The sequence below is a fragment of the Shimia sp. genome, assembly GCF_039969785.1.
GTDB lineage: Bacteria > Pseudomonadota > Alphaproteobacteria > Rhodobacterales > Rhodobacteraceae > Shimia.
This window is the reverse complement of the sequence record NZ_JBDVNC010000017.1, coordinates 211021-225059: the sequence shown is the minus strand read 5'-3', so window position 1 is coordinate 225059 and position 14039 is coordinate 211021. Positions and strand designations below refer to the sequence as shown.

Below are 14039 nucleotides of genomic sequence, written 5' to 3'. Positions count from 1 at the left end.
CCCCTGCCAGATGTTGGGCCGGGCCTCGCTTCGCTCGGCAAAAATGAGTATATATGGCAAAATGAAGATGGGGTTTTGCGCGATGGCCGATGCGGTTCTTTATAGTTTTCGTCGGTGCCCCTATGCTATTCGGGCCCGGTTAGCTGTGGCTGTCGCTGGTGTGGATGTTGAATTACGTGAAATTCTGTTGCGCGATAAGGCACCGGCGTTTCTGGCGACGTCGCCAAGTGGGACGGTGCCCTGTCTTGAGACGGCCGCAGGAGTTCTGGACGAAAGTCTGGATATCATGATCTGGGCCTTGCGTCAGAATGATCCCGATGGCTGGCTGGACATGCCAGAAGCGGGGTACGAATTGATCGACGAAGCCGATGGTCCGTTTAAGCGAGCGCTGGACAGGACCAAGTATCACACCCGGTATATTGGCGCCGACCCGGAAGTACAGCGGAGTTTGGCGATGTCCTTTCTGAACACGCTTGAAAATCAACTCGCCGCGCACCCATGGTTGTTTGGTGATGCACCTCGTTTGGCCGATATGGCGATCTTGCCGTTTGTTCGCCAGTTCGCATTCATTGACAAGCCGCGGTTTGATGCCGAGGCAGGCCCTGGAACACAGCGCTGGCTGAACGAATTCCTGATGTCAGACCTATTTCGGAAAACCATGCTAAAACTGCCTGTCTGGGCAGAGGGCGATCCAATGACCCGGTTGGATGGCGAGATACGACTGCCGCAGGATGCGGGGCGGACAACGTCCGCCCCACACTAAACCTGTGCGCCGTCAGGCGCTCATTTGGATCACGCTACTTCAGGTAACTCTGCTCTGCATCGGAGCAAATCAAGCGCGGCACTGGCCGCTTCACGACCTTTTTCGACAAAATGCGTGCGATAGATGTCGTTGTGATGGTCCGTGTCCTGATAGTGATGCGGTGTCAGCGACACTGACAACACGGGCACATTTGTCTCCAGCCCAGCCCGCATCAATCCATCGACAACAGCCTGGGCGACAAAGTCATGGCGATATATACCGCCATCTACCACAAACGCCGCGCAACAGACCGCTGCATAGCGCCCGCTGGCCGCCAGATTGCGCGCCATCAGTGGCAGCTCAAACGCACCCGGTACGTCGAACACATCAACCTGCGCCTTTGGAATGTTTTCGCAAAACCCATGCAGGGCCTGATCCACAATATCGGCGTGCCATTTCGCTTTGACGAAAGCAAATCGGGTGTGTGTCATATCATAACCTCCTTTAGTAACAGACACGTCACCCAAGGCGATCACGAACAATATGGGCACACCCAGAGGCGTCCCATTTGCACGTTCTCTTCCATCCGGACTATCACCGTCGGCTCCGGCATCTCACCGGATCTGCTGACACCTGGAGGTAGGTCCAGGCCGCTCGCGGGCTCGTGGCAACGTTGCCACATACCGCCGGTGGGGAATTTCACCCCGCCCTGAGAACGGGTTCATCTTGCCAATTTGTGTCGGTCGCTGCAACATCCGATCAAACTTTGGAGCGACCCTGAACATGCACCCGAATCCGGCCTTTCGCGCAGAGACACGCGATACCAATCTGGCCTTTGCCCGAGAGCGCGGCTTTGGCATGTTGACGATGTCGGGACCTGACGCACCGTTGGTGTCACATATCCCGTTTATTCAGTCCCAAGACGGTACAATGGCGGATTTGCACCTTGTCCGCTCAAACCCAATGGCGCGCGAGATTTCCGCGGGCACCCCGGTGCGGTTGGTCGTCAGCGGGCCAGATGCGTATGTATCACCCGACTGGTACGGGGTGGCGGATCAGGTGCCCACCTGGAACTATGTTGCCGTGCATTTGATTGGGACCATTGCGCCGCTGCCCGATGATATGCTGCCAGACCTGCTTGACCGGCTGTCGGCCCAGTTTGAGGCTCTGTTGTTGCCCAAACCGCCCTGGACACGCGGCAAAATGAGTACAGATGCCTTTGAGCGCATGCTGCGTATGATCCGCCCGTTTCGGCTTCAAATCTCGGATGTTCAGGGCACATGGAAGCTTGGGCAGAACAAGCCGCCAGAGGCCCGCAAAAGCGCGGCCATGCATATGAGCGCCGGTCCCGTTGGGGCGGACGTGCGTGTGCTTGCCAATCTGATGCAATCACCAATTTCAGAACCTGAACAAGGAAATGAGTAACCTCATGCAACTGATTTATTCGCCCGCCTCACCCTTTGTCCGCAAAGTTCACGTAACCCTTTTAGAGACCGGGCAGGCCGACGATGTAGAGCTGGTCGGGGTGCATACAACACCGGTGAACACAGCCCCAGAGGCCGCCGCTGCCAACCCGTTGGGCAAAATCCCGGCTTTGTTGCGACCCGATGGTCCGGCGATCTATGACAGCCGGGTCATTTGCCGGTATTTGTCAGCGCGCGCCGGTGCACAGCTTTACCCCGAGGATCGTATCTGGGATGTGCTGACGCTTGAGGCGACGGCGGACGGGCTTTTGGATGCGGCCGTGCTCATGGTCTATGAGCGGCGCGTGCGCCCGGATGAGATGGTATACACACCTTGGATCGAGGCCCAGTGGGGCAAAGTTCAGGGCGCATTGGACGTTTTGAATGAACGCTGGGTGAGCCACCTGATCGGACCGGACACCATGGCGCAAATCGCGGTGGGTTGTGCAATGGGATATCTCGATTTCCGGCACGGCGACCGTAACTGGCGTAAGGGGCGGGACGGTTTGGCCAATTGGTACGCCGATTTTGCGCAACGCGACTCTATGCTGGCGACTGTTCCGTCTGGCTGACACCGGCAACCTGGGCGTCACCAAACTCCTTCAGCCATAATTTTCCGCTCGGCGCGGGTGGAGCTGCAATACCCGCACTGGATGGCAATAGGAGCGTGGCTCAGGTGCTGATCACATGGCGCCTAAATATAGGATGTCATCTTATGATCACGTGCGAAATAGAGCTGCGCATATGTCACGCTCTTGTCGTCCAACCAAGTGGTCCGTTCGATGGAAAACAGAGCTGAATCAACCGGTGTTTTCAAAAACCGGGCGATTTCCTCTGATGCATTATAGGCAGAAAAAACCAGTTCGCCGGTGGTAAAGGGGACTTGCTGCAAGAGCCACTCATTTGGCCCGACATCTTCAAAATCAAAATCCTGAGCCGCCGGAACTACGTCAAGATTGACCCAGCGGTCCTCAAATTGGTACGGTTTTTTTCCGGCATAGTGCATGCATCTGATATGAAGAGTCGGGGCATTTTTGGCGACTTTGATCCGCTCGCGCAACCACGAGGGCGCCGGGATCACTTCGCGCTCTATCAGGCTGTAGGAATATACACCGCCGGCCTGTTCGACTTCTTCACGCACAATCGCAATTGAAAACTGGGCGCGACGGACTGGTGATTGTTTTACCTTGGTACCGGCTTTGCGCTTACGCTCCAGAATACCGTCATCAACCAGATCCCGCATGGCCCGGTTCATCGTTGCACGGGCGCATCCGAACTCTTTGGCCAGTTCGATTTCGCCTGGGAGGTTTGTGCCAAGGGGCCATGTGTTGTTCCGGATGCGACTAAGAATTTCCACTTTAATGTCGCGGTAGCTCGTGCGCATCAGTCAGCCTCAATGCCGTTATTATGTCTATCTATATGCGCAATAATAACCAGTTATGCAAGGATGGGCGGCGGCTCATAAGGTGGGCGAATGCCCGGCATAACTTCTCGATTATTGCGACTGTGACCGCGCTTACCTAATTTTGTGAAAACTGGTTAAAACCAGCTGTTTTGTAAGCAAGTCATAAGGAGACATGCTGTGCCTGAAGATGCTCAAGGCCAGTTAGTCAGAGGTGTGCACAACCTGCTGATCAATTGCGCAGCGTGCCAAAAGGGCGAAACGGTTCTAATTATTTATGAAACTGAAAAAGATGGATATTACGATCCAGAATTAGCACATGAGGTTGCAAGGGTTGCCGCTGACCTTGGATTTAAGCCAGAACTCTATGGTGTCCCGCTGAGTAAGGCGGCCACGGGTGTCAGACCAGATTTGGCGGCAAGAATTGAACAAGTCGACTGCGCTGTTTTTCTGGCACGTCTGGGCGATCAAATTCGATTTCACTCCAAGACTTGCGATACAACACAAGTCATGAGCTACGCGCTGGACCATGAGATGCTGGCCTCCTCATTTGGGGGAGCCAGCTATCTGGCATTTATCGAACTCAAAGCGCTCATTGACACCGCTGTGGCCAAGGCGCGCAACATCCATGTGACGTGTTTTATAAACAAGAAGCGGCGCACCACTTTGACGCTGGAGCGGTGGAGCATTTGGGAACCCGCGCATTTTGCATCTTCACACCTGTGGTGGGTATCCGCCCGGCGAATTCTCACTTAACGTTCTTGATCCGACAATACGCATCGACGGCGTGCCTGTTTGGAACCAAGGCCGCTTAGATCCGAATCTGCGTAAACTTTGATTTTGCACTGCTGTGCGCACACACAAACCAATAGGAAAACTGCGATTCCGCCGTCTGTTGAAAGGGCCGTACCAGTTGCTCGGCCTCAATGGCGTCCATCACCGAGGGGCACCGTCCTATCGCAGCATCCGATGCATTGATCGCCGCCCGAATGACCATATTGGCCTGTCCGAAAGACTGGGTTCCTTGCGGCACCGGCAGCTTGATCCCCAACTCTGTGGCCCAAAACTCCCAGTTTGAAAGATGCTCCGTCGCGACTTGTCCATCCTGCAAAGTGGTGTGATTGGCCAAGTCTTCTGGTGTCTTGATGTCTTGCGCCAGGCGCGGCGAACACACAGGATACATCCGCTCGCCCATAAGTTTTTCTGAATGCAGATTGGGGAAACCACCGGTGCTGTACGCAATGATTACGTCGGCTTCGCTCAACGTCGGGTCGAGGGATTTTGGGTCCGTCGACAGAGAGATTTGGATGCCCGGATGGCGGTCATTAAAGTCGAGCAACCGCGGCAAGAGCCAAACAAAGGCGAATCCCGGTGGGGCGGCAACCAAAAGCCCTTTGTTTGCTGATATTTTTGTATCCCGAAGGCTGTCACAAATGGTCTCGACCATGCCAAAACCGCTGCGTGCGGCATTGGCCAAACGTGTGCCGTTTTCTGTCGGAATGACCTTGGGGTTCTGGCGGATCAACAGCTGATGCCCCAGCCACTCTTCAAGTCGTTTTATGTGTTGACTAACAGCACTTTGCGAGATGTTGAGCTCGTCCGCCGCGCGCCCAAAGCCACGGAGCCTGACAACAGATTCCAATGTCCGAATTGCGTTGAAGGGCAGCGTTTTTAACATGTGTTGTTACTTAAACTAAGAAGCTGGATTGCCATAAAGTCTAAGGTAGACGTTTCCATGTTATGTCTATGCATTTTCAAAGGCAAGCCGTATGAGGCCAAGCCTCAAAACCAACTAATAGAAATGCAACCTGTCATCAGGTCAGCTAAAGTTAAGCATAAACAATAGGTGATGGTGCTACGTTGATCCAAGACCCAACTTGTCGATGACAAGACGCGAAATAGAGTACCCAATATTTCTACGCAATTGCTGGTATGTTGCTGGTTGGAGCAAGGATTACGGCCGTAATCCGAAGGCTCAGAAATTGCTAATTGAGAACGTCGTTTTCTATCGCCAGAATGACGGATCGCCCGTCGCGCTTGGGGACGCATGCCCGCATCGAAAGCTTCCCCTGTCGATGGGACAACTCGAAGGTGACAACGTTGTCTGTGGATACCATGGTCTGACATTTGACTGCACGGGGAACTGCACTGACTCGCCAACTCAGCGCGGCATGACTCCACGCCGGGCGGTGGTTAAATCTTACCCGGTAGTTGATCGCTACCGTTTGCTGTGGATCTGAGTGGGTGATCCTGAACTGGCAAACCCTGACGATATTTTTGAAATCGAAAATTATGACAATCCGGCTTGGGGCTACACCGATGGCGGTATGCTTCCTATCGCCTGCAATTATCTGTGGGTTTGCGACAATTTGCTGGATCCCAGCCATGTTGCCTGGGTCCACGTGACATCCTTTGCCGGGGCGGGCACGGGTGACGCGCCTTTGAAGGTGGAAAAAACGGATCGCGGTGTGATTGTTTCACGCTGGATTCACGGTCAGCCACCGTCGCCTTACTATAAGGATTTGGTGAAATTTAAGGACAACTGTGATCGCAAACAGCATTATGAGCTGTGCGTTCCGTCGACCGCCTTGAATAAATCCATCTATACGCCGGTCGGAACAGGTGGCGAAGACGCCCCCATGACCAATCAGACCTACGTCAACATTTCATACAATTTCATGACGCCGGTCGATGAAAACAACACGCAATATATCTGGTTCCAGCATCGCAACACAGATCCCAACGACGCCGACGTTTCAAAGAAAATGAACGACGGTGCGATTATCGCATTCAACGAAGACAAGGTCATTCTCGAAGCTGTTCACGCCAATATGGCCGAAATGGTCACGCCGAACATTGACCTGGGACTCGACCTTGGCGCCAAGACGTTCCGCAAGAAACTTCAGCGATTGATTGATGCGGAACAGGTTGAAATGGCGGAACCTGCGTAGTCAATGTGGCCGGTATCACCATATAAACGTTTCGACCGCGCAACCCCTGGACATCAAGGGTAGCGTTTTCGTTCAGGATGCCGATCAAAACGGCGCTCAGAAGTCCACCACAGCGCGGATCGATTTGCCAGCATGCATGAGGTCAAAGCCTTCCTTGATGTCCGCAAGTTTGGACTTAAGGGTGATCATCGAGATGATCTTGTTGCGTGGCGCGTCAGCCGAGCGGATGTTGATACAGAAGGGCCATTTTCAGATTTCGTGGATCTGACGCGTATTCTGACCGCGGTCTCGCCAAACGCGATGGATTTGGTCCACGAAACTGGTGTTCTTCATGCGTGTTCACGAAAACCATAGAAATTCGAAGGAAGGCTCTTGGTTCATTCACATTTGATTGACGGTCCGCAGACAGAACTCAATCTCATGTTCGATCCAGAACTGCTCAAGGGCTCGGCCGATGTGCGCCGCATCGCACGACCGGGTCAAGTGCGGAGCGTTTTCTTGTCGGACGACCCGCATACGGCACCGACGTGTTTGATGTTGCTGACAAACTTTTTTAAGCTCTCTGACCAAACCCCGATAGAGCTTGGTCACGACGATGCAGTGCTGGACCTTGTGATTTGTCCAGTGGATCAAAGCGTCGACATCAAGCTCTGCATCGCAGAGCGATAGTTGGCGATGATTTGGTCGCGTTTGATATGTCGGCCACCTTGGACAGCATGACGACCCGCAGACCAGACATCGGTGACAACGCGGTCCCGGCCTGCAAAACAAATCCCATCCAAAAGCTGGTGCAATTGCAACGCGCAGAGCGCCGGGTCGCTGCTGTCGATGGCCACAAGATCCGCCAGCGCGCCTTGAACGATTTGACCGGTGCCCCGGTTGAGCGCCTGCGCACCCCCCTTAGCTGCGCCGCAGTACAGCGTTTCGCCGACAGACCCGTCGCCCACCACCATGATATTGCGTGCGATGTCGCGCAGACGCTGGGAATACTCTAGTGTGCGCAGTTCTTCCGTCAGAGAAATCAGTATATTAGAGTCTGATCCAACGCCAAACGCCCCCCCATGCGCGAGGTAGTCGGGTCCGTTGAACGGCCCGTCCCCAAGGTTCGCTTCCGTGATCGGGCACAGCCCCGCAACCGCACCGGATTGGGCCATGTTCCGGGTTTCGGCCCCGGTCATATGGGTGGCATGGATCAGGCACCAGTTTGCATTCACCTCTGCATTGGCCAATAGCCATTCAACCGGCCGCGCGCCAAGCCAATCCGATATATCGGCAACCTCTTTGGGCTGTTCGGCGATATGAATATGGATCGGTCCGCGTTGGTGCGCCTGCAAAACCGCTGCCATATCATCGGGACTTGTGGCCCGTAACGAATGGGGCGCAATGCCGACCTGACAATCCTGCGAAAGCGCGCCGACAATGCCGCGCGCGCGCGCGGTCAGCTCATTGAACCGGTCAACAGAGTTGCCAAACCGGGCTTGGCCTGCTTCCAGCGGCGCTTTCCCGGCCCCACCGTATGTGTATAAAACCGGCAAATGCGTCAGTCCGATGCCCGTGTCAGCAGCCGCCGCCGCAATACGGCCCGACAATTCGCCAATATCGTCATAGGGTGTGCCGTCTGGCTGGTGATGAATGTAATGAAACTCACCAACACTGGCATAGCCCGCTTCTTGCATTTCCATGAACACAAGACTTGCAATGGCTTCTATTTGCTCGGGCGTCAGATGTTTGGTGAACCGGTACATAAGATCGCGCCAGGTCCAAAAGCTGTCTTTGCCCGCCTTGCGATATTCCGTCATGCCCGCCATGGCCCGCTGAAAACTGTGGCTGTGCAGGTTGGCAAGAGCAGGCAGCAACACATCGACCCGGGTGTCGCCGTCCTTGGGGGATTGGTCCGTGCTTATCTCTGAAATGCGGCCTTCTGCGCATGACAGACGCACATTTTTGGCCCAGCCGGTTGCGATCAGAGCTTGGTTTGCAAAAATCATTTTCGAACGACTCCCGGTTTTATGTATGGACATATAAATTATACGTGCGTACTTAGAAAGGGGCATTGAGGAAACTTGGATGAATTATATGGCCAAAAACACCCTATTCATCAATCTGACAGCGGCCACTATGGCGCATGACACGGCCCCCTATGGGTTGATTGAAGATGCGGCAATCGCGGTGGAAGCAGGTCGCATTTGTTGGGTTGGCCCCAAGGGCGATGTGCCAGCAGAATATAACACAGCAGACATTGTCGATCTTGAAAGGCGTTTGGTGACACCGGGGCTGATCGATTGCCATACCCACATTGTGCATGGCGGTGATCGGGCCGTTGAATTTGAAATGCGCCTGAACGGGGCAAGTTACGAAGAGGTCGCGCGCGCCGGTGGCGGGATCGTCTCAACCGTCAAGGCAACACGCGGCGCAAGCGAAGATACGTTGCTGTCGGATGCATTGCGCCGTGTGGATGTGTTGATTGCAGAAGGTGTGACCTGCCTTGAGATCAAATCCGGATACGGCCTCGATATTGAAACGGAGCTGCGCATGCTGCGGGTCGCGCACGCTATTCCGACACATCGCAATGTTCATGTGAAAACCTCTTTCCTCGGGGCGCACGCCACACCCCCTGAATACGCAGGCCGCGACGAAGCCTATATTGACGAGGTTTGCATACCCGCGCTGCGGGCCGCCCACGCCCAAGGGCTTGTCGATGTTGTCGATGGGTTTTGCGAAGGCATTGCCTTTGGCCCGGATCAGATCGCGCGGGTATTTGATGTCGCGACGGAACTTGGCCTGCCTGTCAAACTGCATGCAGAACAACTGTCCAACCTTGGTGGGGCCAGGCTGGCCGCCAGCTATGGCGCATTGTCCGCCGATCATATCGAATACCTTGACCAGGACGGCGTGAAGGCGATGAAAGATGCAGGCACCACAGCCGTCATCCTGCCCGGCGCGTTCTACACGTTGCGCGAAACGCAGGAACCGCCGATTGACCTGTTGCGCAAGCACGGCGTGCCGATGGCGATTGCCACGGATATCAACCCGGGCTCATCGCCGCTGAACTCGCTGTTGCTGACCCTGAACATGGGCTGCACCCTGTTCCGCATGACGCCCGAAGAAACCCTGCGCGGTGTCACCCAAAACGCGGCCCGTGCATTGGGCATGTCAGACGTCGGCGTTCTGGCCGCTGGCATGCGGGCAGATATGGCCGTCTGGGATATCAAACACCCCGCCGAGCTGTCCTATCGAATTGGCTTTAATCCGCTTCATTCTCGCATTTTCGGAGGCACATTGTGACCACACTGACCCTGACCCCCGGCGCGGTGACCTTGGATGATCTCGCGCAAATCTATTGGGAAGAGGCTTCTGTGCGGCTTGATCCGGCCTGCCGTCCCGACATTGAACGCGCCCACGCGCGTATCGCCAAGGCGGTCGCGGGCAACGACGCGGTTTATGGCGTGAATACAGGCTTTGGAAAGCTCGCCTCGGTCAAGATCGCGCCCAAGGACACGGCCACGCTGCAACGCAATCTGATCCTGTCGCATTGCTGCGGCGTCGGGCCTGCCATTCCACGGTCACATGCGCGTCTTCTGATGGCGCTCAAACTGCTCAGTCTAGGGCGTGGAGCCTCTGGTGTGCGTCTTGAAATCGTTGATCTGATCGAGGCCATGCTGGCCAATGGCGTGACCCCGGTTATTCCCGCCCAAGGTTCGGTCGGTGCCTCGGGCGACCTTGCCCCGCTGGCGCATATGGCGGCGGTTCTGATGGGTCGCGGCGAAGCAGAGCATAACGGTCAGGTCCTGCCCGGCGCCAAGGCACTTGCCGCAGCAGGTCTGACAACTGTTGAGCTTGGCCCCAAAGAAGGTCTGGCACTGATCAACGGCACACAGTTTTCCACCGCGCTGGCTCTAGTCGGTTTCTTTGGCGCGTGGCGCGCCGCGCATTCTTCGCTGGTGACATCTGCCATGTCGACAGATGCGATCATGGGTTCAACCGCACCCTTGCAGCCAGAAATCCACACGTTGCGCGGCCATCAAGGTCAGATTGATGCGGGCACTACAATGCGCGCAATGCTGGCAGGTTCGGAAATCCGTGACAGCCATCGGGGCGATGATGCGCGTGTCCAGGACCCCTATTGCATTCGCTGTCAGCCACAGGTGACAGGCGCGGCGATGGATGTCTTGCGCATGGCGGCACGTTCGCTTGAGATCGAAGCCAACGCGGCAACAGACAACCCGCTCGTGCTGATCGGCGCGGATATGATTGTCTCTGGCGGGAACTTCCATGCCGAGCCCGTTGGTTTTGCCGCTGATATGATCGCGCTGGCGATTGCTGAAATCGGGGCCATTGCACAACGTCGCGTTGCGCTTATCGTTGACCCTGTGCTCAGCTTCAATTTGCCGCCCTTCCTGACTCCCAATCCGGGTCTCAACAGCGGCTATATGATTGCCGAAGTCACCACCGCTGCCTTGATGAGCGAAAACAAACATCTGGCAAATCCCTGTGTGACCGACAGCACACCGACATCCGCCAATCAGGAAGACCACGTCAGTATGGCCGCCCATGGCGCACGCCGACTTGGGCCAATGGTCGAAAATCTCAACCGTATTCTGGGTGTGGAATTGCTGTGCGGTGCACAAGGGATCGACTTTCGGGCCCCCTTGAAAACCAGCGCACCGTTGCAAAATGTGGTGGCCCGTGTGCGCAAGGATGTCGCTGCACTGGAAGACGACCGCTTCCTCGCACCCGATTTGGAAGCCGCTGCACAAATGATTGCCTCAGGTGACATTCTGACAGCTGCAAATATCGACATGCCACAGGTCTCGTTATGACCCCCGTCGAAGTCACCCGGGGCGACAGCCCGATTGTGCTCGGCCTGCCCCACACAGGTACGCATGTTCCCGACGAAATCTTCGCGGCCCTTAATGAACGCGGGCGCGGGTTGGATGATACGGATTGGCACATCCACACATTGTATGATGGGCTTCTGCCTGACGTTACATCCGTGCGCGCCACGTTCCACCGCTATGTGATTGATGCCAACCGGGATCCTTCAGGTGTCTCGCTGTATCCCGGGCAAAACACCACCGGTCTGGTTCCGCTCACCGATTTTGACGGCCACAATATCTGGACAATCGCGCCCGATGACACCGCCGTAAAAGCGCGTCAGGCAGCGTTCCACACACCCTACCATGCGGCCTTGCAGGCAGAGCTTGACCGTGTGCGGGCCACGCATGGGTTTGCCATCCTTTATGACTGTCATTCGATCCGCTCTGACATTCCATTCCTGTTTGAAGGCATTTTGCCCGACTTCAACATCGGCACAAACCTTGGCACCACCTGTGCGCCCGAAATCGAAAGCATCACGCAGGACATCTGCGCCAATGCCCCGGGGTATTCATCCATCACAAACGAGCGCTTCAAAGGCGGCTGGACCACGCGCCATTATGGGCGCCCCTCAGAAGGGTTACATGCGATCCAAATGGAACTGGCCCAAAGCACCTATCTGACCGCCGAGAAAGCCCCATGGACCTATGACAACACCAAAGCGGCAAAGCTGCGCCCGCACCTCGTTTCTATTCTGACAAAACTGGCTGATTTGGCCCCCACCTTGAAAGGCGTATCATGAGCGATCCTCGCAAAAATACCCGTGACATCTTTCCGGCAACAGGGACGGACATCACCGCGAAAAGCTGGCTGACCGAAGCGCCAATGCGGATGTTGATGAACAACCTGCACCCGGATGTGGCAGAAAACCCGCATGAGCTGGTGGTCTATGGCGGCATTGGCCGCGCGGCCCGCACGTGGAAAGACTTTGATCTGATCGTTAGCGCCTTGCGCGACCTGGAAGAGGATCAGACCCTTCTGGTGCAATCCGGCAAACCGGTTGGCGTGTTCCAAACCCACAAAGATGCGCCGCGTGTGTTGATCGCCAACTCAAATCTTGTGCCTCACTGGGCCAATTGGGATCACTTTAACGAGCTCGATAAAAAGGGGCTGGCCATGTACGGCCAGATGACGGCGGGGTCCTGGATTTACATCGGATCCCAAGGCATCGTTCAGGGCACCTATGAAACCTTTGTCGAGGCTGGTCGTCAGCACTACGGCGGCGACCTGAAAGGCAAATGGGTTCTGACAGGCGGGCTTGGTGGAATGGGCGGCGCTCAGCCTTTGGCGGCTGTGATGGCAGGGGCCTGTTGTCTGGCGGTTGAGTGTAATCCTGACAGCATCGATTTTCGCTTGCGCACCCGCTATGTGGACGAGCGCGCCGACACGCTGGACGACGCGTTGGCCATGATTGACAAATGGACAGCAGCAGGCAAAGCCAAATCGGTTGGCCTGTTGGGCAACGCAGCGGACGTGTTTGCCGAAATCGCGGCCCGGGGCGTGCGCCCTGACATGGTAACCGACCAAACCTCCGCACATGACCCGATCAACGGCTACCTGCCGCAAGGCTGGACCATGGCGCAATGGAAAGAAAAACGCGAAAGCGATCCCAAAACAGTTGAGGTCGCGGCGCGCGCCTCGATGCGCGTGCATGTTCAGGCGATGATTGATCTGCAAAAAATGGGTGTGCCGACATTCGACTACGGCAACAACATCCGTCAGGTCGCGCTGGAAGAAGGCCTTGAAAATGCGTTTGATTTCCCGGGCTTCGTACCAGCCTATATCCGCCCGCTGTTTTGCCGTGGCATTGGCCCGTTTCGTTGGGCGGCACTGTCTGGCGATCCAGAAGACATCTACAAAACCGACGCCAAGGTCAAAGAAATCCTGTCCGGGGACAAGCATTTGCACAACTGGCTGGACATGGCGCGCGAACGTATCGAGTTTCAGGGCCTGCCGGCTCGTATCTGCTGGGTTGGTCTGGGCGTGCGTCACAAACTGGGCCTCGCCTTCAACGAAATGGTGCGCACAGGTGAGCTGAGTGCCCCAGTTGTCATCGGTCGTGACCATCTTGATTCAGGCTCTGTTGCATCGCCAAACCGCGAAACCGAAAGCATGAAAGACGGCTCTGATGCTGTGTCCGACTGGCCACTGCTAAACGCGCTGCTTAACACAGCCTCCGGCGCGACATGGGTGTCGTTGCACCACGGCGGGGGCGTCGGCATGGGCTTTTCGCAGCATTCGGGCATGGTGATCTGTTGTGACGGATCCGAAGACGCAGACCGCCGTATTGGCCGCGTGTTGTGGAACGACCCGGCCACAGGTGTCATGCGCCACGCCGATGCCGGATACGACATCGCCAAAGACTGTGCCCGCGAAAACGGCCTCAACTTGCCGGGTATTTTGTAACGTCCGTCAAAAAGGTCAGGTTATGGCATGTACCGTTATCGCCAGTGCCGGACAGTTTCGGACAGATCAGCGTGCAACTCATCCGGGCGGCAAGCGATTGTGCCCCGCCAAAGCTTGCACAAAGGGTCTGTGTCACACCGGTGTCTCCAAGGCACACAGCTTTTGACCGTTGACCCGCCAAATGCGCCACGTGACTATAG

Annotated in this window: 16 protein-coding genes and 1 riboswitch; of the genes, 11 read left to right on the top strand and 5 right to left on the bottom strand. The window is 55.9% G+C overall.

The annotated features are described in order from the left end of the window. Window positions 1-43 precede the first annotated feature (43 nt). Window positions 44-763: a glutathione S-transferase gene (locus ABJI08_RS09260; RefSeq protein WP_348401541.1), complete on the top strand. Its 720-nt coding sequence runs from the start codon at window positions 44-46 to the stop codon at window positions 761-763. Window positions 764-792: 29 nt separating this feature from the next. Here ABJI08_RS09260 and ABJI08_RS09255 read toward each other — a convergent pair whose 3' ends face one another. After that, a complete protein-coding gene (locus ABJI08_RS09255) occupies window positions 793-1233 on the bottom strand; it encodes a 6,7-dimethyl-8-ribityllumazine synthase (protein WP_348401540.1) in 441 nt (146 codons plus the stop codon). Window positions 1234-1312: 79 nt separating this feature from the next. Further along, window positions 1313-1463: riboswitch (FMN riboswitch) on the bottom strand. Window positions 1464-1525: 62 nt separating this feature from the next. On the opposite strand from ABJI08_RS09255, the gene ABJI08_RS09250 reads away from it, so the two are divergent. Continuing rightward, window positions 1526-2167, top strand: coding sequence for an FMN-binding negative transcriptional regulator (locus ABJI08_RS09250; RefSeq protein WP_348401539.1), 642 nt, complete (start codon window positions 1526-1528; stop codon window positions 2165-2167). A 4-nt stretch (window positions 2168-2171) separates the two neighbouring features. Then, complete coding sequence (locus ABJI08_RS09245; RefSeq protein WP_348401538.1) at window positions 2172-2777, top strand: glutathione S-transferase; 606 nt, start codon at window positions 2172-2174, stop codon at window positions 2775-2777. Window positions 2778-2899: 122 nt separating this feature from the next. On the opposite strand, the gene ABJI08_RS09240 is transcribed toward ABJI08_RS09245, so the two are convergent. Continuing rightward, complete coding sequence (locus ABJI08_RS09240) at window positions 2900-3589, bottom strand: GntR family transcriptional regulator (RefSeq protein ID WP_348401537.1); 690 nt, start codon at window positions 3587-3589, stop codon at window positions 2900-2902. A gap of 198 nt (window positions 3590-3787) precedes the next feature. Between ABJI08_RS09240 and ABJI08_RS09235 the strand changes: the two genes are divergently transcribed. Further along, window positions 3788-4363, top strand: a complete 576-nt coding sequence (locus ABJI08_RS09235) for a hypothetical protein (RefSeq protein ID WP_348401536.1) — start codon at window positions 3788-3790, stop codon at window positions 4361-4363. A gap of 55 nt (window positions 4364-4418) precedes the next feature. On the opposite strand, the gene ABJI08_RS09230 is transcribed toward ABJI08_RS09235, so the two are convergent. Further along, entirely contained in the window at window positions 4419-5285 is an 867-nt protein-coding gene (locus ABJI08_RS09230) for a LysR substrate-binding domain-containing protein (protein WP_348401535.1), read from the bottom strand. A gap of 205 nt (window positions 5286-5490) precedes the next feature. On the opposite strand from ABJI08_RS09230, the gene ABJI08_RS09225 reads away from it, so the two are divergent. The 3 genes from ABJI08_RS09225 to ABJI08_RS09215 all read left to right on the top strand — a co-directional run bounded on the left by ABJI08_RS09225 (window position 5491) and on the right by ABJI08_RS09215 (window position 7227). Continuing rightward, a complete protein-coding gene (locus ABJI08_RS09225; RefSeq protein WP_348401534.1) occupies window positions 5491-5847 on the top strand; it encodes a Rieske 2Fe-2S domain-containing protein in 357 nt (118 codons plus the stop codon). After that, a complete protein-coding gene (locus ABJI08_RS09220) occupies window positions 5848-6558 on the top strand; it encodes an RHO alpha subunit C-terminal catalytic domain-containing protein (protein WP_348401533.1) in 711 nt (236 codons plus the stop codon). A 420-nt stretch (window positions 6559-6978) separates the two neighbouring features. Next, window positions 6979-7227 carry a hypothetical protein gene (locus tag ABJI08_RS09215; protein ID WP_348401532.1) on the top strand — a complete coding sequence of 83 codons (249 nt, stop codon included), beginning with the start codon at window positions 6979-6981 and terminating at the stop codon, window positions 7225-7227. Here ABJI08_RS09215 and ABJI08_RS09210 read toward each other — a convergent pair. After that, on the bottom strand, window positions 7188-8546 hold the full coding sequence (locus ABJI08_RS09210; RefSeq protein ID WP_348401531.1) for a formimidoylglutamate deiminase: 1359 nt from the start codon (window positions 8544-8546) through the stop codon (window positions 7188-7190). The genes ABJI08_RS09215 and ABJI08_RS09210 overlap by 40 nt on opposite strands. Before the next feature lie 88 nt (window positions 8547-8634). Between ABJI08_RS09210 and hutI the strand changes: the two genes are divergently transcribed. The 4 genes from hutI to hutU are packed head-to-tail and all read left to right on the top strand — an operon-like array spanning window position 8635 to window position 13839. Then, on the top strand, window positions 8635-9843 hold the full coding sequence (gene hutI / locus ABJI08_RS09205) for an imidazolonepropionase (protein WP_348401570.1): 1209 nt from the start codon (window positions 8635-8637) through the stop codon (window positions 9841-9843). Beyond that, window positions 9840-11378 (top strand): histidine ammonia-lyase, encoded by a 1539-nt coding sequence (gene hutH / locus ABJI08_RS09200; protein ID WP_348401530.1) that lies wholly within the window; start codon window positions 9840-9842, stop codon window positions 11376-11378. The genes hutI and hutH overlap by 4 nt, the downstream gene beginning before the upstream one ends. After that, window positions 11375-12175: an N-formylglutamate deformylase gene (hutG, locus tag ABJI08_RS09195; protein WP_348401529.1), complete on the top strand. Its 801-nt coding sequence runs from the start codon at window positions 11375-11377 to the stop codon at window positions 12173-12175. The genes hutH and hutG overlap by 4 nt, the downstream gene beginning before the upstream one ends. Continuing rightward, a complete protein-coding gene (hutU, locus tag ABJI08_RS09190) occupies window positions 12172-13839 on the top strand; it encodes a urocanate hydratase (RefSeq protein WP_348401528.1) in 1668 nt (555 codons plus the stop codon). Before hutG ends, hutU begins: the two co-directional genes overlap by 4 nt. Here hutU and ABJI08_RS09185 read toward each other — a convergent pair. Beyond that, window positions 13817-13975, bottom strand: a complete 159-nt coding sequence (locus tag ABJI08_RS09185; protein ID WP_348401527.1) for a hypothetical protein — start codon at window positions 13973-13975, stop codon at window positions 13817-13819. The two genes, hutU and ABJI08_RS09185, sit on opposite strands and share 23 nt — an antisense overlap. Window positions 13976-14039: the final 64 nt, after the last annotated feature.